This is a genomic window from Photobacterium sp. S4TG1, assembly GCF_036040035.1.
Lineage (GTDB): Bacteria > Pseudomonadota > Gammaproteobacteria > Enterobacterales > Vibrionaceae > Photobacterium.
Window position 1 is genome coordinate 111,598 of sequence record NZ_JAYXUH010000009.1, and the last position, 23,659, is coordinate 135,256.

The following is a 23,659-nucleotide window of genomic DNA, read 5'->3' on the forward strand; positions in this document are numbered from 1 at the left end:
TTAGTTGATTGATTATAACGAAAGGATAGATCGCATGTCTGAAGTCATGAAGAGTGACGTGGATGCACTGGAAACTCAAGATTGGTTAGAAGCCCTTGAATCAGTAGTCCGTGAAGAAGGTGTTGAACGCGCACAGTACTTACTAGAGCAAGTATTGGATAAAGCACGTTTAGATGGTGTTGATATGGCTACAGGTATCAACACTAATTACGTTAATACGATCCCTGCAGAGCAGCAACCTGCGTACCCAGGTGATATTACGCTAGAGCGTCGTATCCGTTCTATCATTCGCTGGAACGCGATCATGATCGTATTGCGTGCTTCAAAGAAAGATTTAGACCTAGGCGGCCACATGGCGTCTTACCAGTCTGCTTCGGCTTTCTATGAAGTATGTTTTAACCACTTCTTCCGCGCACCTAATGACGTGGATGGCGGCGATTTGGTTTATTACCAAGGTCACATCTCTCCAGGAATCTACTCTCGTGCTTTCGTTGAAGGCCGTTTAACAGCAGATCAGCTTGATAACTTCCGTCAAGAAGTTGATGGCAAAGGTATTCCTTCATACCCACACCCTAAGTTAATGCCTGAATTCTGGCAGTTCCCAACGGTATCTATGGGTCTAGGTCCTATCTCTGCGATCTACCAAGCGCGTTTCCTTAAATATTTAGAAGGCCGTGGTCTTAAAGACACTTCAGCGCAACGTGTTTACGCGTTCCTAGGTGACGGCGAGATGGATGAGCCAGAATCACGTGGTGCGATTTCTTTCGCTGCGCGTGAGAAGCTAGATAACCTATGTTTCCTTATCAACTGTAACCTACAGCGCCTAGATGGTCCGGTTATGGGTAACGGTAAGATCATTCAAGAGCTAGAAGGCCTATTTAAAGGTGCTGGTTGGAATGTGGTTAAAGTGATCTGGGGTAACAACTGGGATTCACTGCTAGCTAAAGACACTACTGGTAAGTTACTTCAGTTAATGAACGAAACTATCGATGGTGACTACCAGACATTTAAATCTAAAGATGGCGCTTATGTACGTGAGCACTTCTTTGGTAAATACCCTGAGACTGCGGCACTGGTTGCTGACATGACAGATGAGCAAATCTTTGAGCTGAAACGTGGTGGTCACGATTCATCTAAGCTATTTGCTGCATTTACGAATGCAAAAGAGACTCAAGGTAAACCGACTGTTATTCTTGCTAAAACTGTTAAAGGTTACGGCATGGGTGAAGCTGCAGAAGGTAAGAACATCGCTCACGGCGTGAAGAAAATGGACATGACTCATGTTCAATATCTACGTGATCGTTTAGGTCTACAAGATCTTATCTCTGATGAAGCAATTAAATCATTGCCTTACCTAGAGCTTGAACAAGGCTCTGCAGAGTACAACTACCTACACGCTCGTCGTGAAGCACTATTAGGTTACACACCTAAGCGTAGCCCTAAGTTCACTCAAGAATTTAAAGTACCTGAGCTAGAAGAGTTTGCACCATTGCTGGTTGAGCAAAAGCGTGAAATCTCTACCACAATGGCTTACGTTCGTACGCTTAATATTCTATTGAAAGATAAGAATATCGGTAAGAACATCGTGCCTATCATCTGTGATGAAGCACGTACATTTGGTATGGAAGGTCTGTTCCGTCAAGTGGGTATCTACAACCCTGCGGGTCAAACTTACACTCCAGAAGACCGTGGCGTTGTTTCTTACTACAAAGAAGCAAACTCAGGTCAGGTACTGCAAGAAGGTATCAACGAATTAGGTTCAATGGCATCTTGGGTTGCTGCTGCAACATCATACAGCACTAACAACCTACCAATGATTCCGTTCTACATTTACTACTCAATGTTTGGCTTCCAACGCGTTGGCGACATGGCGTGGATGGCAGGTGACCAACAAGCTCGTGGCTTCCTATTAGGTGCTACTGCAGGTCGTACTACCCTGAACGGTGAAGGTCTACAGCACGAAGATGGCCACTCACATATCATGGCTAACACAGTGCCAAACTGTATCTCTTACGATCCAACGTTTGCTTACGAGCTAGCGGTTATCATGCAAGACGGTATTCGTCGCATGTACGGTGAGAGCCAAGAGAACATTTATTACTACCTAACAGTAATGAATGAGAACTACGCCATGCCGGGTATGCCTGAAGGCGCTGAAGAAGGCATTCGTAAGGGTATCTACAAGTTAGAATCTTATGCTGGTAGTAACAAAGTTCAGCTAATGAGCTCTGGTACTATCATGAATGAAGTGCGCGCTGCGGCTCAAATTCTAAGTGATGATTACGGTGTTGCATCTGATGTTTACTCAGTAACATCATTCAACGAATTAACCCGTGACGGTCAAGATGTAGAGCGTTACAACATGCTGCACCCACAAGCGGAGCAGAAAGTACCTTACATCACAACGGTTATGGGTTCTGAGCCTGCAATCGCTGCGACTGACTACATGAAGAACTACGCAGAACAAGTTCGCGCGTTTATGCCTTCTGAGTCATTTAAAGTACTGGGTACTGATGGCTTCGGTCGTTCAGACAGCCGCGCTAATCTACGTCGTCACTTTGAAGTTAATGCAGGCTACGTTGTTGTTGCTGCACTTTCTGAATTGGCAAAACGTGGTGACATTGAGAATTCAGTTGTTGCAGATGCAATTGCTAAATTCAACATTGATGCAGACAAGATCAACCCGCTATACGCGTAAGAGGCAAATATAATGGCAATCGAAATTAATGTACCTGATATCGGTGCGGATGAGGTTGAAGTAACTGAGATTCTTGTTAGCGTTGGCGACAAGGTTGAAGAAGAGCAATCACTGATCACCGTTGAAGGCGATAAAGCATCAATGGAAGTGCCTGCTTCACAAGCGGGTATCGTAAAAGAAATTAAAATCGCGGTGGGTGATTCAGTCTCTACTGGTTCATTGATCATGATCTTTGAAGCTGAAGGCGCAGCGGTAGCGGCACCTGTAGCAGAAGCAGCACCAGTTGCCGCACCTGTGGCAGCGGCAGCAGCTGAGCTTAAAGAAGTACATGTGCCTGATATCGGTGGTGATGAAGTTGAAGTCACTGAAATCATGGTTGCTATCGGCGACAGCATCGAAGAAGAGCAGTCACTACTTACTGTTGAAGGCGATAAAGCATCAATGGAAGTACCTGCACCGTTCGCTGGTGTACTAAAAGAAATTAAAATCGCAACGGGTGATAAAGTTTCAACTGGCTCACTAGTGATGATTTTTGAAGTTGCTGGCTCAGCGCCAGTAGCGGCTCCTGCTCAAGCAGCTGCACCTGTAGCAGCTGCTCCTGCTGTTGCAGCAGCAAAAGAAGTTCACGTGCCTGATATCGGCGGTGATGAAGTTGAAGTCACTGAACTCATGGTTGCGGTTGGCGATACAGTAGAAGAAGAGCAATCTCTAATTACTGTTGAAGGCGACAAAGCATCAATGGAAGTACCAGCACCGTTTGCAGGTACTATCAAAGAAATCAAAATCGCGGCTGGCGACAAGGTTTCTACTGGCTCACTAATCATGATCTTTGAAGTTGCTGGCGCAGCACCGGTTGCGGTTGCAGCAGCTCCTGTTCAAGCAGCGGCAGCACCTGCACCAGTTGCAGCGGCTCCTGCTCAAGCTGCTCCTGCAGCAACAACGGGTGACTTTGAAGAAAACAACGATTATGCACATGCATCACCGGTTGTGCGTCGTCTAGCTCGTGAGTTTGGCGTTAACCTGGCGAAAGTTAAAGGTACTGGCCGTAAGAACCGCGTACTGAAAGAAGACGTTCAAAGCTTCGTTAAAGATGCACTTAAGCGTCTTGAATCTGGTGCAGCAGCATCGGCTTCAGGTAAAGGCGATGGCGCAGCTCTAGGTCTACTACCTTGGCCGAAGATTGACTTCAGCAAGTTTGGTGATACCGAAGTTAAGCCGCTGTCTCGCATTAAGAAGATTTCTGGCGCGAACCTGCACCGTAACTGGGTAATGATTCCACACGTTACACAGTGGGATAATGCAGATATCACTGAGCTTGAAGCATTCCGTAAAGACCAAAACGCTATTGAAGCGAAGAAAGACTCTGGCATGAAAATCACGCCACTTGTGTTCATTCTTAAAGCAGCTGCGAAAGCACTAGAAGCGTTCCCTTCATTTAACTCTTCACTATCAGATGATGGCGAGAGCTTGATTTTGAAGAAATACATCAACATCGGCATCGCGGTAGATACACCGAATGGCTTGGTTGTTCCTGTATTTAAAGACGTGAACAAGAAAGGTATTTACGAGCTATCTGAAGAGCTAATGACTATCTCTAAGAAAGCACGTGCTGGTAAGCTAACTGCATCAGATATGCAAGGTGGCTGTTTCACTATCTCAAGCCTAGGTGGCTTAGGTGGTACTGCGTTCACACCAATCGTGAATGCGCCAGAAGTAGGTATCCTTGGTGTATCTAAGTCTGAAATGAAGCCAGTATGGAACGGTAAAGAGTTTGAACCGCGTCTACAACTGCCATTATCACTATCATACGATCACCGTGTGATTGATGGTGCTGAAGGTGCACGTTTCATTACTTACTTAAATGGTTGTCTATCTGACATCCGTCGTTTGGTACTATAAGGTTTCACATCCACAACGCCATGCCTACCTTAAGTAGGCATGGAATTGTTGTTTAGCTCACAGGCTGCAGTAATTTATTTTTCATGTTGTTAACAGGTCTGTAAACTTGTTACTCAATTTGACGGTGAATTTAGCATTAAAAAGTACAGCGTAGCTGATAGCCTGTTAGGGATAAAAGACTTACAACGAGGTCATGATGAGCAAAGAAATTAAAGCCCAGGTAGTGGTGTTGGGTTCAGGCCCTGCTGGTTATTCTGCGGCATTCCGTTGTGCAGACTTAGGTCTAGATACGGTTCTAATCGAAAAATTTAATACTCTTGGCGGCGTATGTCTTAACGTCGGTTGTATTCCATCAAAAGCTCTGCTTCACGTAGCGAAAGTTATCGAAGAAGCAAAAGCGATGGCTGAACATGGCGTGATTTTCGGTGAGCCACAAACCGATATTAATAAAATCCGTCTATGGAAAGATAAAGTAATTACCCAACTTACTGGCGGTCTTGGCGGTATGGCTAAGATGCGTAAAGTTAACGTGGTTAACGGTTACGGTAAATTTACTGGCCCTAATTCAATCGTTGTTGAAGGTGCTGATGGTCAAACGACAGTCACATTTGACAATGCAATTATCGCTGCGGGTTCACGCCCAATTAAACTGCCTTTCATTCCACATGAAGACCCACGTATTTGGGATTCAACAGATGCGCTAGAGCTTAAAGAAGTACCTCAAAAGTTACTGATTATGGGCGGCGGTATCATCGGTCTTGAAATGGGTACGGTTTACCACGCGCTAGGTTCTGATGTCGACGTTGTTGAGATGTTCGATCAAGTTATTCCAGCAGCTGATAAAGATATCATTAAAGTATTCACGAAGCGTATTGCGAAGAAATTCAACTTAATGCTTGAAACGAAAGTGACAGCAGTTGAAGCGAAAGAAGACGGTATCTACGTTTCAATGGAAGGCAAGAAAGCGCCTGCTGAACCTACACGTTACGATGCAGTGCTTGTTGCTATCGGTCGTGTACCAAATGGTCAGCTAATCGATGCTGAGAAAGCGGGTATCAATGTTGATGAGCGTGGCTTTATTCACGTTGATAAGCAAATGCGTACTAACGTTGCTCACATTCATGCGATTGGTGACGTTGTTGGTCAACCAATGCTTGCTCACAAAGGTGTGCATGAAGGCCACGTAGCGGCTGAAGTTATTTCAGGTAAGAAGCACTACTTCGATCCTAAAGTTATTCCTTCAATTGCCTACACTGAGCCAGAAGTTGCGTGGGTAGGTAAGACTGAGAAAGAAGCAAAAGCTGAAGGTCTAAACTACGAAGTTGCTACATTCCCATGGGCGGCATCAGGCCGTGCTATCGCATCTGATTGTGCTGATGGTATGACTAAGATGATCTTCGATAAAGACACTCATCGCGTTATCGGTGGTGCTATCGTAGGTACTAACGGTGGTGAATTATTAGGTGAAATCGGTCTAGCGATCGAGATGGGTTGTGATGCGGAAGATATCGCATTAACTATTCACGCTCACCCAACATTGCATGAATCAATTGGTCTTGCAGCAGAAGTATTTGAAGGTTCAATTACAGACCTGCCAAATGCAAAAGCAGTAAAGCGTAAGAAGTAATTCTCGTTTAATGCTCTGTGAATAAAAAAAAGCGCCTAAGGGCGCTTTTTTGTTAGCTATCGTTTTGTTAGTTATAGTTTTGTTCGCTATAGCTTCGTAAACCGATAGCAATGTAAGGTTGATAATTACAATTTAAAGGTGCCGACCATATCATCTAAACGCTGTGACAGTTGGCGTAATGATTGGCTTGAATCTGCTAGCTGCGCCGCGGTTTCTGCCGTTAATTGAGTGGTTTCATTGATCTCTTCAATGTTGCAATTAATATCGCGCACTACAATGGACTGTTCTTCAGTTGCCGTTGCCACTTGAGTGTTCATATCTGCAATTAAGCTAATACGATCCGCGATTGAAATTAAAGCGGTTGAGGCTTGATCTGATGCCGAGACGCCATTGTCTGATAGCTGACGACTTTGCTCCATCGCAGAGACAGCATTTGATGCTTCTTGTTGTAAGCGGTTAATCATTGCTTGAATTTCATCTGTCGAAGTTGCTGTTCGGCTCGCAAGGTTGCGTACTTCATCAGCGACCACGGCAAACCCGCGTCCTTGTTCTCCTGCTCGTGCCGCTTCAATGGCAGCATTTAATGCCAACAGATTTGTTTGTTCTGAAATTCCTCGAATCACATCTAAAATACTGCCAATCGATTGGGTGTTATTGGCTAATGAATCAATCACGTCACTGACTTGGCCAATATCGGATGACAGTTGATTGATGGTATTGCGCGCTTCACTCACCACTTGCTGACCATCATGGGTTTGCTGTTCTGCTTGTTGAGTTGATTCGGCGGCTAAGGCTGCATTACTGGCAATTTCATTAACCGTTGCTCCCATTTCATTGATTGCTGTTACAACCAATAAGGTTCTATCGCGTTGGCTATGGCTATTATCAAGGGTTAATTGAGCTTGAGATGCCACAGATTCTGCTGCTTGACGCAGTGCGTTTCCGGTTTCTGCTACTTCTATTACTGAGTGGTGGATCTTGCCAATAAAGCCATTAAACCCAGATGATAATTGTCCAATCTCATCATTAGCTTCAACGGTTAAACGGTGGCGTAAATCACCATCGCCTTCTCCAAGATTCTTAAACATTAACGCTAGATTTTTAATTGGGCGAGTAATACTGCTAGCGAGAAAAATAGCGATAACAATAAAGATTGCAGCAATAATGGCAGTAAATAAAATAACTTGATTACGAATAGTTGTGAGGGCAGCAAAGGCTTCTTTTTTTGGAAGTTCACCAATCACATACCAATCCATAGCGGGAATGTAGCTCGCCGCTAAAAAGACATCTTCGTGATTACTCTTTGTTTCTATCACACTAAAACTTTGTTTGTTTAATAAAATATTGGCAACGGTTGAATCAAATAAGGTCGTAATTGAATTGTGACCTAGCATTTTGTCGTTATCACGGTGGATTTTAATGGTGCCTTTACTATCGACTAAATAGACAAATCCGGTCTGTTCAATTTTAAATTGGCTAATAAAACTCGCCATATCATCAAGGGATTTAGAGAGCCCAGCTAAAGTATCCCCCTGTGGTTGTTGATAGTTAACAAACAGTTTTACCTCACCAGTTTTTTCTCTAAAGATGCTGAGACTGCGAGTGTGGTTCGCTTGAATCGCGTCAAAGAACCATTGATCTTGTTGTGGTGTTAACTGGCGCAAAAAACCATTTTGATTCCAGTAGTCGCCATTATTACGGTTAGCAATAGAAACATCTAATAACTGATATTGATTCTGAATATTACGTAATTCTTTGACTAAGCGGGTTTTATCTTGCGGGGCTTTGGTGGCTAACACACTGTCTATAACGTAGCTGTTATTGGCAAGTTGCTCTGCGGCTGATTGTAACTGAGTGACTTCTTTTTCAACGTTATTGCGAATTTGCAGCAAAATAGAGGGCAATTCTAAGTCTAAAATTCGAGTGGTAATAGCAGCGCGGACTTGGCTTTGACTGAGGACGCTGACTAAGGTTGTTGAAGCTAGTACCGCCAAGGTGATGGCGATGATCAGTTTTGATTTGATGCTTAAATGTTTGTAATTCATAAAACGGCTTATATTTATGAGCAAATGAACAGACCATGCGCGATGACGTCATGATGGTCAGTTAAATGAAAATACAGACTCATGTATCGGCGTATTTATGAAAAAACTTTAGTGATTTATGGTGTGCAATATGATCAAGCGCTAACTTTAGTGACAAATATCGAGACTCGTCACACGATATTTAGTGGTAATTTAACTGTGATTGAAGCGGTATTTATCTAAACTGTGAATGTTGTAAAACATCGATTTATTTTAATTTTAGGTTAAAAATGCTATGGTATTTAACAGTTTTGATCTCTAGTTAGCCGTTAAGATGTCAGGTATAGATTAAATCGCAATGACTGATCAGTGAGAGATCATTTAACTTCCAAGGATGTTCGACGTTATCGTTGAGCCAATATAAGAGGAATATGTCGTGCTTGAAGCCTACCGTAAACACGTCGAAGAGCGTGCGGCAGAGGGGGTTGTTGCTCAACCTCTTAATGCTGAACAGGTTGCCGCTCTGATTGAGCTATTAAAAAACCCGCCGCAAGGTGAGGAAGCGGCACTACTGGATTTATTAGAAAACCGTATTCCACCTGGAGTGGACGAAGCTGCTTATGTAAAAGCGGGTTTTCTGGCTGCAATCACTACTGGTGAAGCCCACTCGCCATTAGTTGACAAAACCAAGGCCGCGCAGTTATTAGGTACTATGCAAGGTGGTTACAATATCGAACCATTGGTGTCATTACTTGATGATACTGAACTTGCCCCTATTGCTGTTAGTGCGCTATCTCATACTTTACTGATGTTTGACTCATTTTATGATGTTGAGCAAAAAGCCAAAGCGGGCAATGTTTTTGCCAAGCAAGTGATGCAGTCATGGGCTGATGCTGAGTGGTTCTTATCTAAGCCCGCCCTTGCTGAAAAAATCACGCTTACCGTATTTAAAGTCAGTGGCGAAACCAATACTGATGACTTATCTCCTGCGCCTGATGCGTGGTCACGCCCAGATATTCCGTTACATGCATTAGCGATGCTAAAAATTGAGCGTGAAGGGATCACACCCGATCAAGGGGGAGTGATTGGTCCGATTACGCAAATTGAGACCCTTAAACAACAAGGTCATCAATTAGTGTATGTTGGTGATGTAGTGGGAACCGGATCATCAAGAAAATCAGCAACTAACTCAGTGCTATGGTTTATGGGGGATGATATTCCTTATGTACCTAATAAGCGTGCTGGTGGCTACGTGCTTGGCGGTAAGATCGCGCCGATCTTCTTTAATACTATGGAAGATGCTGGTGCACTGCCGATTGAAGTTGATGTAACTAAGCTTGCCATGGGTGACGTGATTGATGTTTATCCATTTAAAGGTGAAGTGCGTCGTCATGATAACGATGAATTGGTTTCAACCTTTAAATTAAAAACCGATGTTCTGATTGATGAAGTGCGTGCTGGTGGGCGAATTCCATTGATCATTGGTCGTGGCCTAACCGATCGTGCTCGTCAAGCGTTAGGCTTACCTGCATCTGATGTGTTCCGTCGCCCAGTGGCAGTGGAAGATAACGGCAAAGGTTATACTCTAGCGCAGAAGATGGTCGGAAAAGCATGTGGCGTTGAAGGGGTTCGTCCTGGCACCTATTGTGAACCTAAGATGACCACCGTTGGTTCGCAAGATACCACTGGCCCCATGACGCGTGATGAACTGAAAGACTTAGCCTGTTTAGGTTTTTCTGCCGATCTAACCATGCAGTCTTTCTGTCATACTTCTGCTTATCCAAAACCGATTGATGTTAATACGCACCATACATTGCCTGATTTTATTATGAATCGTGGTGGAGTGGCGTTACGGCCTAAAGATGGTGTTATTCACTCATGGCTTAACCGCATGTTGTTGCCAGATACCGTCGGTACGGGGGGCGATTCACATACTCGTTTCCCATTAGGTATTTCATTTCCAGCAGGCTCTGGTTTAGTGGCATTTGCTGCAGCAACGGGTGTGATGCCGCTTGATATGCCGGAATCTATTTTGGTGCGTTTTAAAGGTGAGATGCAAGCGGGAATCACCCTGCGAGATCTGGTTCATGCGATTCCTTATTTTGCGATTCAGCAAGGGCTATTAACGGTTGAAAAATCGGGTAAGATCAATGAATTCTCAGGTCGTGTACTTGAGATTGAAGGGGTTGAGCACTTATCAGTTGAGCAAGCGTTTGAGCTTTCTGATGCATCGGCAGAGCGAAGTGCTGCAGGCTGTACCGTTAAATTGTCGCCAGAATCGATCACTGAATATTTAAACTCAAATATTGTAATGCTGAAGTGGATGATCGCTGAAGGCTATGGTGATCGTCGTACCATTGAGCGCCGAATTACTGCGATGCAAGCATGGTTAGCCAATCCTGAGCTCATGACCGCAGATAAAGATGCTGAATATGCGCATGTGATCGAGATTGATCTGGCAGACATTAAAGAGCCAATTTTATGTGCGCCGAATGATCCTGATGATGCGCGTTTATTGTCTGAGGTGGCGGGAACTGCGATTGATGAAGTATTTATCGGCTCATGTATGACTAACATTGGTCATTTCCGTGCGGCAGGTAAGTTACTTGAGAAATTTGGTGGCCAACTAGATACGCGCCTATGGGTGGCACCACCAACTAAGATGGATAAAGACCAGCTTACCGAAGAAGGCTATTACGGTATTTTTGGTCGTGCTGGGGTACGTATTGAAACACCGGGATGTTCATTGTGTATGGGTAACCAAGCACGAGTGAAAGATAAAGCTACGGTAATGTCGACCTCGACCCGTAATTTCCCTAACCGTTTAGGTAATGGTGCCAATGTGTATTTATCTTCGGCTGAGTTAGCCGCGGTCGGGGCTATTTTAGGTCGTATTCCAACTATGGATGAATACCTAACTTATGCTAAACAGATTGATGCAACAGCGGCTGATACTTACCGTTATCTCAATTTTGATCGCATGGCGGATTACACTAACAAAGCTGATGAAGTCATTATTCAGCAACCGGTTTAATCGACATTATTGTTGATGTAACGGTTATTGAATAAAAATAAAAAGCAAAAAACGCCGCGAACAATCGCGGCGTTTTTATTAGTATTGCTTAATTATTTATTAGCGTATTAGCGTATTAGCGTATTAGCGGTTCAAGCAATACATTGCTGCCACATTACGGGCGGTTAATTCAACATTGATTGCCGCATTGCTAAAGGCTTGTTCAAGACTCATTGCTGCGGGAACAACACTAAATACCGCGTCAATTCCATGGTCATAAACCACGCCACAATCTTGGCTTAAACAACCTGCAATACCAATTACGGGTTTATGGTATTTCTTGGCTGTACGTGCGACGCCAATCGGCGTTTTACCATGAATGGTTTGGCTATCAATACGTCCTTCACCAGTGATCACTAGATCTGCATCCTGAACAATGTTGCCCAAGTTAACCGCGTCGATCACGATCTCGATGCCTGAGCGTAATTGAGCATTAAATAAACCTAATAACGCCGCGCCCATACCGCCAGCAGCACCTGCTCCTGCTGTATTTTTAATATCTACACCTAAGTCTTGTTTAATGATTGCGGCATAGTGAGCAAGATGCTGATCAAGCGCGGCAACCATTGCTGGGGTAGCTCCTTTTTGAGGGCCAAACACCTGTGATGCCCCTTTTTCACCACAAAGGGGATTATCAACATCACACGCTACTTCCAGTTTTATGTTGGCAAGACGAGGATCGACCGTTGTGATATCAATGGTCGCCAGTTGTGCTAATGCTTGACCACCAAACTCAAGCGCTTGACCATTGCTATCTAATAATTGTACGCCAAGTGCTTGCGCCATACCGATACCGCCGTCATTGGTCGCACTGCCACCGATACCAACAATAATATGGTCAACACCTTGATCTAATGCCGCTAAAATCAGCTCACCGGTACCAAAGCTGGTGGTAAGCATTGGGTTACGTTGCTCTGGGTTAACAAGGTGTAAGCCAGATGCCGCTGCCATTTCAATAACCGCAGTTTTACCGTCACCCATGAGGCCAAAAAAGGCGTTAACTTGGCCTCCCAAAGGACCTGTAACCGCGTGCTCTATGATGGTGCCGTTACTGGCATCAACCAGTGATTGCACTGTACCTTCACCGCCATCAGCCATTGGTAATTTAATGTATTCAGCCGTTGGCATCACTTGGCGAAATCCTGCTTCAATTGCAGTTGCCACTTCCATTGCGGTCAGGCTTTCTTTGTATGAGTCAGGAGCAATAATAATTTTCATAATCAATCAGCCTTGTTAAATAGTGAAGCCAAATACGCCAAAGATAAGAGTAGAAACGGTGGCAATCATTAAGCCAACAGCGGTTTCATAGGGGATCAGTTTTAAACGTTCATGCATATCCATATGAACTGAGCCACCTGTCGCATGGAAGAAGCTACCGTGAGGCATATGGTCAAATACGGTTGCGCCAGCATGGATCATTGCCGCACCAGCAATGGCAGGGACACCTAATTCTAAAATAGTATGACTAAACACGCTTGAGGCTACCGCAGTACCCGCGGTGGTTGATGCTGTGGCTAGTGACATCATGGCACCAGAGATAGGCGCGAGTAAGTAAGAGGGTAATCCCGATGCTGTTAATACATCAATTAAGCCACTTTTTAAGCCTGAATTGGCAATGATGCCCGCGAGAGTACCAGTACCTAATAACATCACCGCTACTGGTGCCATACGGTTTAATCCAGAAACCGCAAAGTGGTTGGTATCACGAAAACGCTTCATGGCAATTGCGCCCATTAAACCGCCTAATGGAAGGGCGATAAGTGGATCGACATTAATACCAGCGATAGGACGTAGGGCTAATAAAGCAATGGCAACCAATGGCGCAACAATGGCGGTAGCGAAAGAGGGTAAACGGCTCAAATCAACATCAATAACTTCATGGGCTTGAACTTTACTGCCTTTGTTGACTAATTTTTTAGCAATAAAGTAAGCAAATAACATTCCGCATAATCCCGGAATAACACCGGCGGCCATCACCGATGTTAGAGGGACATTAAACGCATCTGCCGCAGCAATAGAGTTAGGATTTGGTGACATAACGTTACCCGCTTTACCGCCACCAACCATCGCTAATAGGATCGCCATTTTAGAAAGATCAGCACGACGTGCAATGGCTAATGCAATTGGGGCAACAGTAATAACCGCAACGTCAACAAAGACGCCAACCGCGGTAAGGATCATGGTTGCTATTGCAAGTGCTAATAACGCGCGCGTTTCACCGACTTTTTTGACAATTGTTTCTGCAATGGAGGTTGCGGCACCGGATTCAATTAATACGCCAGCCAAGACACCAGCGGCGAGAATACGTAATACTGCAGTGACAATACCTTGGGCACCGCCAATCATCATGGTGACGGTATCGGTTAAAGAGATACCACCAACAATGCCGCCCACCAGAGCACCAATGATCATGCCGTAAGCGGGTGGTACGCGTTTTAAGATCAATCCGATAGCGACGATCAGTGCTGCGAGGGCACCAAGGGTGGATACTTCAACCATGTTCCATTCCAGTGAAAAGTTAAGAGGGCTGCACTGTAGTGAATTTTGAGATGAGAAGCTTTAGGCAAACTAACAAATAAAGTGTGGTTAGCTTACTAGTAATTTGTGCATTTGCACAAATTACGTTAATTATGGTTGACTGATGATAGCTAAATATAAACGAGTAATATCGCTTATCTTATTGATTTGTAAGTTGGTTTGTTGCTCTATTTTATCAAGTCGATAGCGAAGTGTATTTCGGTGAATATGTAGCACTTGGCAGGTTTGAGCTAAATCACAATTTTGATCAAAAAATGCCGTTAGGGTTTTGACTAAGATTCCACGCGGATCATGGTGCTTTAATTTTTCAAGTGGCGCTTGCAGTTGTTGGTAACGCCACGACTCTGAAGTTATTTTATTGAGAAGCACGGGTAGAATATGATCTTGGTAAAAAAATACCTGTTGTGATGTTTGTTGATGGTGATTAAGTGCCGCTTCCATGGTTGCGGTGGCGGTTAAATAAGATTGTGCCAGTCCTTGAATTGTCGGGAAATAATCGCCTAGCGCAATTTTAATGGTGTAGTTGGCTTCTTTGTTAATACGTTTTAGCAGCTTATAAACCCGTTTTTGTTCAAGATCCCGTGACCAACCATTGTTAGTGAGTGTGATTGGTTTAAGTACCACCACTTCGTTGCGAGAAACTGAACTAATTGCCACTAAGTTATCCCGCTCAGGGTATTCAAGTAGATGAACTAAATGCTGCAAGTTTTCTAAAGAAAAAGCTTCACTATCATGAGGTAGCACTTTAATGACAGTCGCAATCCGTGGTTGTTCGAGCTCGATTTCTAATCGCTCAGCAATCGTATTTAGCTGCATGTCATCAAGGTTATCGTTATTGATGAGCTGCATCACCAGTTCTTCACGATGACGTTTATGCCATTCTACTTGGGTCATTAAAGCGGCTTGCTCAACAATAAGCTCGGCTGTCATTTTGACTAATTCACCATAATTACGCACGTCATCAGGATCTCCTGAAATACCTACGACACCAATAGCTTGTTGTTGAAAAATAATCGGTAGATTGATGCCCGGCTTGACCCCTTGCAGTTGCTGAGAGGTTGCTTGATCTATCTCGATAATATGATGATTATTCAGCGCCAAAATCGCACCATCATGGTATTGGTTTAGACGTTGTGGATCGCCTGAGCCAATAATACGCCCATGGCAATCCATCACATTGACTGAATGTTTGATGATTTTCATAGTACGGGCAACGATTTGTCGAGCAATGGTGGTATTGAGTTGCATTTTAGTGAGAGATCCTGACAATGGGCGCCAAGCGCATTCTGCGAGCAGTGTAGCAGTTAACAACGAAGATGATCAGAGATGAGGTACTAAAGGTATGGATTACGAGTTTAAAAAAAATACCTTGGACGGTAGTTATCATGCCATTTTTTCAATGGGCCATGAAGTATTAGGCCATTGGATCATTGACGAGCTTGGCAAAGATGTCAATAAAATAAATATGGTAATAGATCAACTTAGTGCATTGAAAAATAGCACCAAAGAGTGGCGATTAAGCGGTGAAGAACTGACGTTATGTTTACAAGATAACGAAGCTTTAGTTCAAGCTAACTGCTTGTTTTCTGATGAAGATGAAGATTTTGAAGAAGATTTTCATTTTTATGATGAAGAAAGTATGTCGGTATGTGGCTTTGAAGATTTAGCACAAGCATTAGAAGCTTGGCGAGCATTTGTGATCCGTTTTTAATCAGGTTATTTATCAGTAGCCGTTAGATGCTATATAACAGTGAAAAGGCTGCACCGATATGGTGCGGCCTTTTTTTGTTTATGGTGATTTGTTTTTTAATTTCTTTATTAAACAGTAGGTTAAATAGTTGGCATGATGATTGTTTGTTGTTTAATCATAACGGGGAATATATTGAAAGTAAGGAGCAAATCATGAAAATAATTAATGCAATTATTAAACCATTTAAATTAGATGATGTGCGCGAAGCATTAGCTGTTGTCGGTGTTGAAGGAATGACAGTATCTGAAGTAAAAGGGTTTGGACGTCAAAAAGGCCATACCGAACTGTATCGTGGTGCTGAATATCAAGTTGATTTTCTGCCGAAGGTGAAATTAGAAATCGCGACTCAGGCTGAAAATTTGGATGATATTGTTGATGCTATCAGTAAGGCTGCGCAAACAGGAAAAATCGGTGATGGCAAAATATTTGTTTATGATCTTGAACATGCAGTACGTATTCGAACAGGAGAAGTAGACAGAGAAGCACTTTAGTCGCAGCATGGATATAGGATCATAAACACAGGTATAAAGGGAAGGTTACCATGGAATTATCAACGACAGTAATTGAATTACGCTACGCACTCGATACATTTTTCTTTTTGATTTCTGGTGCATTAGTGATGTGGATGGCAGCAGGTTTTGCCATGTTAGAAGCAGGTTTAGTCCGTTCAAAAAATACCACTGAAATATTAACCAAGAACTTTTGTTTATACGCCATTGCGTGTACGACATTTTTATTAGTCGGCTATAACATTATGTATGTCGATAATAGCGGCGGCGGTTGGTTACCCTCATTTGGCGCATTAATTGGCACTCAAGCTGAAGGCGCAGATCACTCTTTAGAATCCGACTTCTTTTTTCAGGTCGTCTTTGTTGCTACCGCAATGTCAGTGGTATCAGGTGCGGTTGCTGAGCGTATGAAGTTGTGGTCATTTTTATTATTTTCAGTGGTATTAACGGGCTTTATTTATCCGGTTGAAGGTTATTGGACCTGGGGCGGTGGTTTTCTTTCAGAAGCCGGTTTTAGTGACTTTGCTGGCTCTGGTATCGTTCATATGGCAGGTGCTGCCGCAGCATTAGCAGGTGTATTACTGCTTGGCGCTCGAAAGGGCAAATACGGTAAAAATGGTGAAGTACACCCTATTCCTGGCTCAAACATGCCTTTAGCCACTGTAGGTACATTTATTTTATGGTTTGGTTGGTTTGGCTTTAACGGTGGTTCACAGTTAATGCTGTCTGATTTTGAAAATGCGACAGCAGTTGGACAAATATTTTTAAATACTAATGCTGCCGCGGCGGCTGGTGCCATTATTGCACTTGCGGTGTGTAAAATCTTATGGGGTAAAGCTGACCTTACTATGATTCTGAATGGTGCGTTGGCTGGCTTGGTTGCGATTACTGCTGATCCATTATCACCATCACCATTAGCTGCGGTTGCGATTGGTGGTGCTGCTGGCGCATTAGTGGTGTTTAGTATTATTGGCTTTGATAAGGTAAAAGTTGATGATCCCGTCGGTGCGATTTCTGTTCATGGCGTGTGTGGTCTATTTGGCTTAATGATGGTGCCGTTAAGTAATCCAGATGCCGATTACATGACCCAGTTATTTGGTGCTGCAGTTATCTTTGGCTGGGTATTTGGTGCAAGTTTAGTGGTATGGGGAATATTGAAATTCACTATTGGTATTCGTGTGAGTGAAGATGAAGAGCTTGAAGGTATGGATTCACACGACTGTGGTGTTGATGCTTACCCTGAGTTTGTCAGTCTAAAATAGTGAAAATAGCGTCATTTTATTGCTATTAAAGTGTAAAAAAACGTCATCCCTAGTGGTGGCGTTTTTTTGTAATGAAGTGTTACAGCTTGATTGTGTTCAAAGAGGAAAGCCGTATAATCTGCATTAATCTAATTGAGAAACATTATCATTACATTTTGCATTAAAGGATTTAGCAATGAAAAAACTTTTAACTACAGCTGTGTTATTGGGTTTGTCTGCACCTCAAATCGCGACAGCTGCTGAAGAAGTGAATGTCTACTCATACCGCCAGCCTTTTCTTGTTGAGCCAATGTTTAACGAGTTTACAAAAGAGACGGGTATTAAAGTTAACGTTAAGTTTGCTAAAGAAGGCATTGCTGAAAAACTACAACAAGAAGGTGAGTACAGCCCTGCGGATGTGGTACTGACAACCGATATTAGCCGTTTAGTGGAATTGTCGGATAAAAAGTTGGTTCAGCCTGTTGATAGTAAAGTTATTGATACGAATATTCCTGCACAATATCGTGATAATGAAGATGAGTGGTTTGCATTAACACTGCGTTCTCGTAATGTTTATTCATCAAAAGATCGTGTCGGTAAATTACCTGCATCTTTTGATTACAGTGATCTAGCTAAACCTGAGTGGAAAGGCAAACTTTGTACACGTTCAGGTAAGCACCCATATAATGTTTCGCTTGTTTCAGCGATGATTGCTCACAATGGTGAAGCGGCAACGAAGACATGGCTTGAAGGTGTGAAAGCTAACTTAGCTCGTAAACCTCAAGGTAATGACCGCGGTCAAGTACAAGCAGTGAAAGAAGGCTTATGTGATATTGCTATTGGTAACAGCTACTACCTAGGCAAAATGGTTAACGATCCAAACCAAAAAGCGTGGGCTGAAGCGGTTGAAATTAACTTCCCAGGTCAACAAGGTAACGGCACTCACGTTAACGTCAGCGGTATGGCAATGGCAAAATATGCGCCAAATAAAGATAATGCGCTAAAATTAATGGAATTCCTAACGGCGACCACAGCCCAACAAATGTATGCTGAAGTAAACTATGAATACCCAGTTAAAGCGGGTGTTAAGCGTTCAGAGCTTGTAGCGTCATGGGGCGAATTTAAAGCTGATGATGTATCGTTAGACCAAGTAGCGCAATATCATAAAGCTGCGATTAAAATGCTTGATGAAGTGAAATTTGATCTGTAATTAGTTACAAAATAAATGGGGTGTAAAGCCCCATTTTTCAGTTTAACTTAGTCTCTTTTGCAATAAGTTGTGGTAGCTTCTCATGCTTACTTTCAGTGAGTAATTTTACTGATAAAGTGGCCTGATGTTGCGGGCTTAAATATATTGAAAAACGTACTAAGTAGTAGTAAATGAAAGAAAAGTTTTTATTCTGGCGAATTAACAGTTGGTTGTTTGGCTCGCTGTTAGTGTTGCCTATTATCGCTATATTTATTACCGCCATGGGTAATTCAGATCAAGTGTTTTCACACTTGATGAATACAGTGATGTCTACCTACGCGTTAAATACCCTTGGGCTGGTGGTTGGCACGGTGTTACTCACCTTAGTTTTTGGGCTTCCAAGTGCATGGTTAATGGCGATGTGCCGTTTACCAGGTGAAAAAATACTTCAATGGGCACTCATTTTACCTCTCGCAATGCCTGGTTATATCGTCGGCTACCTTTATACCCATTGGTTTGATTACGCTGGGCCAATTCAAATTTGGCTGCGTAATTTTTTTGGTTGGCGGCATATTAGCGATTATTGGTTTCCTGATTTACGTTCATTATGGGGCGCATGTTTTGTTCTTGCTTTAGTGCTTTATCCTTATGTGTATTTGTTAGTTCGCGCAGCTTTTATGGAACAGAGTAATAATTTGCTTCAGTCTGCGCGCTTACTTGGCTGCTCACCATGGCAAAGTTTTCGTCGCATTTCATTACCGTTAGCGCGCCCTGCGATTGCTGTTGGTGTGTCATTAGTGGCAATGGAAGCTTTGGGTGATTTTGGTACTGTGAGCTATTTTGCCTTAAATACCCTCACGACAGCGGTATACGATACTTGGCTTGGTTATTCTAATCTCAATGCAGCTGCCAAAATTTCAGCAATTATGCTGTTGGTGATTTTTTTACTGATCAGCAGTGAACGCTTTAGTCGCCGTAAGCAAAAAATGTTTCAACAACAATGTGGTAATGATAGCCATACTAAATATCAATTAAGTGGCTGGAAAAAATGGCTGGCTGTTGGTTGGTGTTGGGGTTTAGTTGGATGTGCCTTTATTTTACCAATGCTGCAATTAGGCTCTTACGCTATTGATTATTTCTCTCAGAGTTGGACGGCACAGTTTAAAACCTACAGTTTTAATAGCTTAGTGGTGTCATTGGCTGCCGCAATCGTTGCTGTGTGTCTTGCTTTGATGGTTAATTTTTATCAACGTTTAGATGGTCGTAGTGTCAGCACTGTACCGATGCGATTGGCTTCATTAGGTTATGCTGTACCCGGTACCGTATTAGCGATTGGAGTGATGATCCCTCTAACCAGTGCGGATCATTTAGTTAATGATATTGCTCGAAGTTTAGATCTGGGACGTCCTGGACTTATTTTTTCTGGATCAATGTTTGCGATTATCTTTGCCTTTGTGGTGCGCTTTGCTGCGGTAGCGATTGGTAGCGTTGAAAGTAGTTTAGTGAAAATTCCGCCATCATTGGATATGGCCGCAAAAACCATGGGTTATGCATCGACGGCAATGTTACGCAAAGTGCATTTACCTTTGATTCGTCGAGGATGCTTAATTGCAGGTTTGCTGGTATTTATTGAATCGATGAAAGAACTCAATGCGGCAATCTTATTGCGACCGTTTAATTTTGAAACCTTAGCTACTTACGTGTTTAATTTCGCTTCTGATGAACAGTTAGAAGTGGCGGCTTTTCCCGCTATTTTATTAGTTATTGTAGGGTTGATCCCGCTGGTTATGGTTAACCGTTCTTTGGAGCAAAAAAATTGATGAAACATGCATTATCTGTCACTGATTTAAGCTGTTGTTACCACGGCGTGCCGATATTACAAGATTTATCATTGGCGGTTGAACGGGGTGAGATCGTGTGCTTGCTTGGCGCGAGTGGTTGTGGCAAGACAACATTATTAAAAGCCATCGCAGGACTATTACCACTTGCTAATGGCAGCATGGCAATCAATGACCGTACCATTGTTGATCAGCAATTATGTTTACCTCCTGAGCAACGTAATATTGGAATGATCTTTCAAGATTATGCCTTATTTCCTCATTTAACCGTGGCTGAAAATATAGCGTTTGGTTTGCGTCATTGGGATAAACCACGAGTGACGGCCAAGATTAAGCAGATGCTAGAATTGGTACATTTAACGGAGCTTGATGATCGTTATCCACACCAGTTATCGGGTGGCCAACAACAGCGGGTTGCGATTGCACGGGCATTAGCCAATGAACCAGACTTAATTTTATTAGATGAGCCGTTTTCTAATATCGATACTCAAGTGCGTCATAGCTTGATTCGTGATATTCGCCAAATATTTAAAGACCAAGGTGTTACTGCTATTTTCGTTACTCACAGTCGAGAAGAAGCGTTTGCTTTTGCTGATAAAATGGCGGTAATGAACCATGGCGTAATTGAACAATTTGGTACGGCAACTGAACTTTACTATCAACCAAGTAGTCGTTTTGTGGCTGAATTTTTAGGTGTCGGATCATATCTACCAGCAACGGTGACAGCAAATCAACAATTACTGACGCCATTTGGTGAGCAAACATGCGCGGCAGAGCCATCATTGATGACTGGTACGGATGTGGATTGGTTATTACGGCCACAACATTTGACTGTGATGCCGGAAACTGAAGGTAGTGCGGTAATCATTGAACAGCAGTTTATGGGGGATAGCTGTCGTTATGTCGTTGAATTTGAAGGGCATAAATTAGTGATTAATTCTAATTTATTATTAAATGTCGGTCAGCGAGTAACGGTTAATGTGACCCCACATTCCGCGGTTATATTTGCTCAAGCATAAATAAATCAAGGCTTGTCAGTGCAAGCCTTGATTGTTTGCATTAGCTATTTATTTAGTTTTTCTGAGTAAGCAGTTGTAGATAAGTTTGCGCTTGTTCACGTAAAATATCTTGATCTGGGTGCTGATTTGCTTGCATGTAAATCACATAACATATGCCATGCAGCATTTTGGCTAAGTTCTCAGGAGTTTGATTAGACGTGATTTCGCCGCTATCGATTGCTTGAGAAAAGGCTTGCTGCACTTGCTTGAGGTTCTTTTTGTTGCTTTCAATAAATTGAGGCCACACTTCATCACGTACGGATGTGCTCCATTCAAACCATACTTTGATCCAATCTTGTTGTTCTAATACGGTATCAATCAAGTTATTAGTGATGCAAGTTAAGCGTGCATATAATGCTTTATTGGGGGCGCCAATACATTCGGTAAGCAAGTCATTAAATTGGGTTGAAACTTCCATTAAGACTTGTTCAACCAATGCTTCTCGTGTTGGAAAATAGTTAAAAACAGTTGCCACTGATACATTTGCCATTTCTGCAATATCAGCATGGCCTGCACGACCAATACCGCGACGAGAAAAAACTTCAATTGAGTAATCAAGAAGTTGTTGCTTTCTTTTTTCTGGTGATAAGCGTGTACGTGGTTTCTTAGTAATCGTATCCATAATTATTTATTCCCTAACCCAGTTTGTATTTACTTTATTTATGTTTGTTTTTTATACATAAACACTACAACAGCAACCGAGTTGATTCAAACTGAACTATCAATAAGTGTTTCGGATTTTGGACACTATTGATTAAATAACGCTTAAGATGAATGAATGCTACAATAACGACCTTTGGAATATATAGCCTTAATTGGCTAACGCGGTCGCGTTGATGGAGAATAAAATGAAGCACACAATCGAAGTAATGATTTCTGAGCAGGATGTCCAGGAACGCGTCAAAGAGCTAGGAAAGCAGATCACGGAACATTATAAAGACTCTAAAGACTTGGTAATGGTTGGCTTACTGCGTGGCTCATTTGTCTTTATGGCAGATTTAGCACGTGCAATTGATATTCCACATGAAGTGGATTTCATGACGGCATCAAGCTATGGTAATACGATGCAAAGCAGCCGTGATGTTCGTATTCTGAAAGACTTAGATGACGATATCAAAGGCAAAGATGTGTTATTGGTAGAAGATATTATCGATACAGGTAATACACTAAGTAAAGTGTGTGAAATCTTATCCTTACGTGAACCAAAATCAATCAGTATCTGTACGCTATTAGATAAGCCTGAACGTCGTGAAGTTGATGTGAAAGTTGATTGGTACGGCTTTGTTATTCCAGATGAGTTTGTGGTTGGTGTGGGTATTGATTACGCACAAAAATACCGTCATTTACCGTTCATTGGTAAAGTTATTCCTGACGCAGAATAAAATAAAAAAGCGACCATGATGGTCGCTTTTTTTATGATTGTTATTTGTTATTTTCTAGCGTGGCTTGATGTTGTATTACCTGCTCTTCAAGTGGCGGTAATAACGATGACATTGCTGCTTGATAAGTGATTTCAAGACTTTCGCGGCTGGTCGCTGTTACGCCCAAATCTTTTAAAATACCGTTGCTGGTACCATAAATCCAACCATGAATTTTGACATCTTGGCCACGGTCCCATGCTTGTTGCATGATAGTGGAATTACCTAGATGATAAACTTGAGAGGCAACATTAATTTCACACAGTTTGTCATCCCACTTTTCACGCGGTAGGCTACCTAGATCTGAACGGTGTTTAAGGTACAGATCGCGAATGTGTAATAACCAGTTATTGATAAGCCCTAAAGGTGGGTTTTCGATGGCGGCAGTCACACCGCCACAGCCATAGTGACCACAGATGATAATATGCTTAACTTTTAGTACATCAACTGCGTATTGAACCACAGATAAGCAATTTAAGTCAGTATGGATAACTTGGTTAGCAACATTACGGTGTACAAATAGTTCACCGGAAGTTAAGCCTGTTAGGCGTTCAGCTGGAACTCGACTATCAGAGCAGCCAATCCAAAGATATTGTGGGTGTTGTGCTTCTGCGAGGTGGGAAAAAAATTCCGGATCTTCATCTTTAATGTTTTCTGACCATGAAAGGTTGTTTGCGAAGAGCTGCTTTATATCTGCCATGATAATGCCTTATTATTAATATGTTCCTTACTATACACAAGCTGCGCTGATAGCAAATCGGATTAGTTGTTAGTGTTTTGTCACTAGCCTATAAATA

Annotated in this window: 17 protein-coding genes; 11 read left to right on the plus strand and 6 right to left on the minus strand. The window is 42.7% G+C overall.

Annotated elements, in window-relative coordinates:
* Positions 1-34: 34 nt before the first annotated feature.
* The 3 genes from aceE to lpdA all read left to right on the plus strand — a co-directional run bounded on the left by aceE (position 35) and on the right by lpdA (position 6,224).
* Positions 35-2,698: a pyruvate dehydrogenase (acetyl-transferring), homodimeric type gene (gene aceE / locus VXS03_RS12300; protein WP_327764017.1), complete on the plus strand. Its 2,664-nt coding sequence runs from the start codon at positions 35-37 to the stop codon at positions 2,696-2,698.
* Positions 2,699-2,710: 12 nt separating this feature from the next.
* On the plus strand, positions 2,711-4,597 hold the full coding sequence (gene aceF, locus VXS03_RS12305) for a pyruvate dehydrogenase complex dihydrolipoyllysine-residue acetyltransferase (RefSeq protein WP_327764018.1): 1,887 nt from the start codon (positions 2,711-2,713) through the stop codon (positions 4,595-4,597).
* A gap of 196 nt (positions 4,598-4,793) precedes the next feature.
* Positions 4,794-6,224, plus strand: coding sequence for a dihydrolipoyl dehydrogenase (gene lpdA / locus VXS03_RS12310; protein ID WP_327764019.1), 1,431 nt, complete (start codon positions 4,794-4,796; stop codon positions 6,222-6,224).
* Between the two features lie 125 nt (positions 6,225-6,349).
* On the opposite strand, the gene VXS03_RS12315 is transcribed toward lpdA, so the two are convergent.
* Positions 6,350-8,269 carry a methyl-accepting chemotaxis protein gene (locus VXS03_RS12315; protein WP_327764020.1) on the minus strand — a complete coding sequence of 640 codons (1,920 nt, stop codon included), beginning with the start codon at positions 8,267-8,269 and terminating at the stop codon, positions 6,350-6,352.
* Positions 8,270-8,684: 415 nt separating this feature from the next.
* On the opposite strand from VXS03_RS12315, the gene acnB reads away from it, so the two are divergent.
* Complete coding sequence (acnB, locus tag VXS03_RS12320; protein WP_327764022.1) at positions 8,685-11,282, plus strand: bifunctional aconitate hydratase 2/2-methylisocitrate dehydratase; 2,598 nt, start codon at positions 8,685-8,687, stop codon at positions 11,280-11,282.
* Positions 11,283-11,405: 123 nt separating this feature from the next.
* On the opposite strand, the gene VXS03_RS12325 is transcribed toward acnB, so the two are convergent.
* The 3 genes from VXS03_RS12325 to VXS03_RS12335 all read right to left on the minus strand — a co-directional run bounded on the left by VXS03_RS12325 (position 11,406) and on the right by VXS03_RS12335 (position 15,107).
* Positions 11,406-12,539, minus strand: a complete 1,134-nt coding sequence (locus VXS03_RS12325) for a glycerate kinase (RefSeq protein WP_327764024.1) — start codon at positions 12,537-12,539, stop codon at positions 11,406-11,408.
* Between the two features lie 15 nt (positions 12,540-12,554).
* Complete coding sequence (locus VXS03_RS12330; protein ID WP_327764025.1) at positions 12,555-13,820, minus strand: GntP family permease; 1,266 nt, start codon at positions 13,818-13,820, stop codon at positions 12,555-12,557.
* A gap of 129 nt (positions 13,821-13,949) precedes the next feature.
* On the minus strand, positions 13,950-15,107 hold the full coding sequence (locus tag VXS03_RS12335) for a sugar diacid recognition domain-containing protein (RefSeq protein WP_327764026.1): 1,158 nt from the start codon (positions 15,105-15,107) through the stop codon (positions 13,950-13,952).
* A 94-nt stretch (positions 15,108-15,201) separates the two neighbouring features.
* On the opposite strand from VXS03_RS12335, the gene VXS03_RS12340 reads away from it, so the two are divergent.
* The 6 genes from VXS03_RS12340 to VXS03_RS12365 all read left to right on the plus strand — a co-directional run bounded on the left by VXS03_RS12340 (position 15,202) and on the right by VXS03_RS12365 (position 21,405).
* Positions 15,202-15,570, plus strand: a complete 369-nt coding sequence (locus tag VXS03_RS12340; protein WP_327764027.1) for a YacL family protein — start codon at positions 15,202-15,204, stop codon at positions 15,568-15,570.
* A 191-nt stretch (positions 15,571-15,761) separates the two neighbouring features.
* On the plus strand, positions 15,762-16,100 hold the full coding sequence (locus VXS03_RS12345) for a P-II family nitrogen regulator (protein ID WP_297479952.1): 339 nt from the start codon (positions 15,762-15,764) through the stop codon (positions 16,098-16,100).
* Between the two features lie 50 nt (positions 16,101-16,150).
* Positions 16,151-17,380 (plus strand): ammonium transporter, encoded by a 1,230-nt coding sequence (locus VXS03_RS12350; RefSeq protein ID WP_327764028.1) that lies wholly within the window; start codon positions 16,151-16,153, stop codon positions 17,378-17,380.
* A gap of 175 nt (positions 17,381-17,555) precedes the next feature.
* A complete protein-coding gene (locus VXS03_RS12355; protein ID WP_327764029.1) occupies positions 17,556-18,569 on the plus strand; it encodes a Fe(3+) ABC transporter substrate-binding protein in 1,014 nt (337 codons plus the stop codon).
* 170 nt (positions 18,570-18,739) lie between these two features.
* Positions 18,740-20,368, plus strand: coding sequence for an ABC transporter permease (locus tag VXS03_RS12360; protein WP_327764030.1), 1,629 nt, complete (start codon positions 18,740-18,742; stop codon positions 20,366-20,368).
* Positions 20,368-21,405 (plus strand): ABC transporter ATP-binding protein, encoded by a 1,038-nt coding sequence (locus VXS03_RS12365; RefSeq protein ID WP_327764031.1) that lies wholly within the window; start codon positions 20,368-20,370, stop codon positions 21,403-21,405. Before VXS03_RS12360 ends, VXS03_RS12365 begins: the two co-directional genes overlap by 1 nt.
* Positions 21,406-21,457: 52 nt before the next feature.
* On the opposite strand, the gene VXS03_RS12370 is transcribed toward VXS03_RS12365, so the two are convergent.
* Positions 21,458-22,066 (minus strand): TetR/AcrR family transcriptional regulator, encoded by a 609-nt coding sequence (locus tag VXS03_RS12370; RefSeq protein ID WP_327764032.1) that lies wholly within the window; start codon positions 22,064-22,066, stop codon positions 21,458-21,460.
* Between the two features lie 226 nt (positions 22,067-22,292).
* Between VXS03_RS12370 and hpt the strand changes: the two genes are divergently transcribed.
* Complete coding sequence (hpt, locus tag VXS03_RS12375; protein ID WP_327764033.1) at positions 22,293-22,826, plus strand: hypoxanthine phosphoribosyltransferase; 534 nt, start codon at positions 22,293-22,295, stop codon at positions 22,824-22,826.
* A gap of 40 nt (positions 22,827-22,866) precedes the next feature.
* Here hpt and can read toward each other — a convergent pair whose 3' ends face one another.
* A complete protein-coding gene (can, locus tag VXS03_RS12380) occupies positions 22,867-23,562 on the minus strand; it encodes a carbonate dehydratase (RefSeq protein WP_327764034.1) in 696 nt (231 codons plus the stop codon).
* Positions 23,563-23,659 lie beyond the last annotated feature (97 nt).

Excerpts from the sequence above, each read along its gene's own strand:
- aceE (WP_327764017.1), top strand. The coding sequence starts at position 35 with ATGTCTGAAGTCATGAAGAGTGACGTGGATGCACTGGAAACTCAAGAT.
- aceF (WP_327764018.1), top strand. The coding sequence starts at position 2,711 with ATGGCAATCGAAATTAATGTACCTGATATCGGTGCGGATGAGGTTGAA.
- lpdA (WP_327764019.1), top strand. The coding sequence starts at position 4,794 with ATGAGCAAAGAAATTAAAGCCCAGGTAGTGGTGTTGGGTTCAGGCCCT.
- VXS03_RS12315 (WP_327764020.1), bottom strand. The coding sequence starts at position 8,269 with ATGAATTACAAACATTTAAGCATCAAATCAAAACTGATCATCGCCATC.
- VXS03_RS12325 (WP_327764024.1), bottom strand. The coding sequence starts at position 12,539 with ATGAAAATTATTATTGCTCCTGACTCATACAAAGAAAGCCTGACCGCA.
- VXS03_RS12330 (WP_327764025.1), bottom strand. The coding sequence starts at position 13,820 with ATGGTTGAAGTATCCACCCTTGGTGCCCTCGCAGCACTGATCGTCGCT.
- VXS03_RS12335 (WP_327764026.1), bottom strand. The coding sequence starts at position 15,107 with ATGCAACTCAATACCACCATTGCTCGACAAATCGTTGCCCGTACTATG.
- VXS03_RS12340 (WP_327764027.1), top strand. The coding sequence starts at position 15,202 with ATGGATTACGAGTTTAAAAAAAATACCTTGGACGGTAGTTATCATGCC.
- VXS03_RS12345 (WP_297479952.1), top strand. The coding sequence starts at position 15,762 with ATGAAAATAATTAATGCAATTATTAAACCATTTAAATTAGATGATGTG.
- VXS03_RS12350 (WP_327764028.1), top strand. The coding sequence starts at position 16,151 with ATGGAATTATCAACGACAGTAATTGAATTACGCTACGCACTCGATACA.
- VXS03_RS12355 (WP_327764029.1), top strand. The coding sequence starts at position 17,556 with ATGAAAAAACTTTTAACTACAGCTGTGTTATTGGGTTTGTCTGCACCT.
- VXS03_RS12360 (WP_327764030.1), top strand. The coding sequence starts at position 18,740 with ATGAAAGAAAAGTTTTTATTCTGGCGAATTAACAGTTGGTTGTTTGGC.
- VXS03_RS12365 (WP_327764031.1), top strand. The coding sequence starts at position 20,368 with ATGAAACATGCATTATCTGTCACTGATTTAAGCTGTTGTTACCACGGC.
- VXS03_RS12370 (WP_327764032.1), bottom strand. The coding sequence starts at position 22,066 with ATGGATACGATTACTAAGAAACCACGTACACGCTTATCACCAGAAAAA.
- hpt (WP_327764033.1), top strand. The coding sequence starts at position 22,293 with ATGAAGCACACAATCGAAGTAATGATTTCTGAGCAGGATGTCCAGGAA.
- can (WP_327764034.1), bottom strand. The coding sequence starts at position 23,562 with ATGGCAGATATAAAGCAGCTCTTCGCAAACAACCTTTCATGGTCAGAA.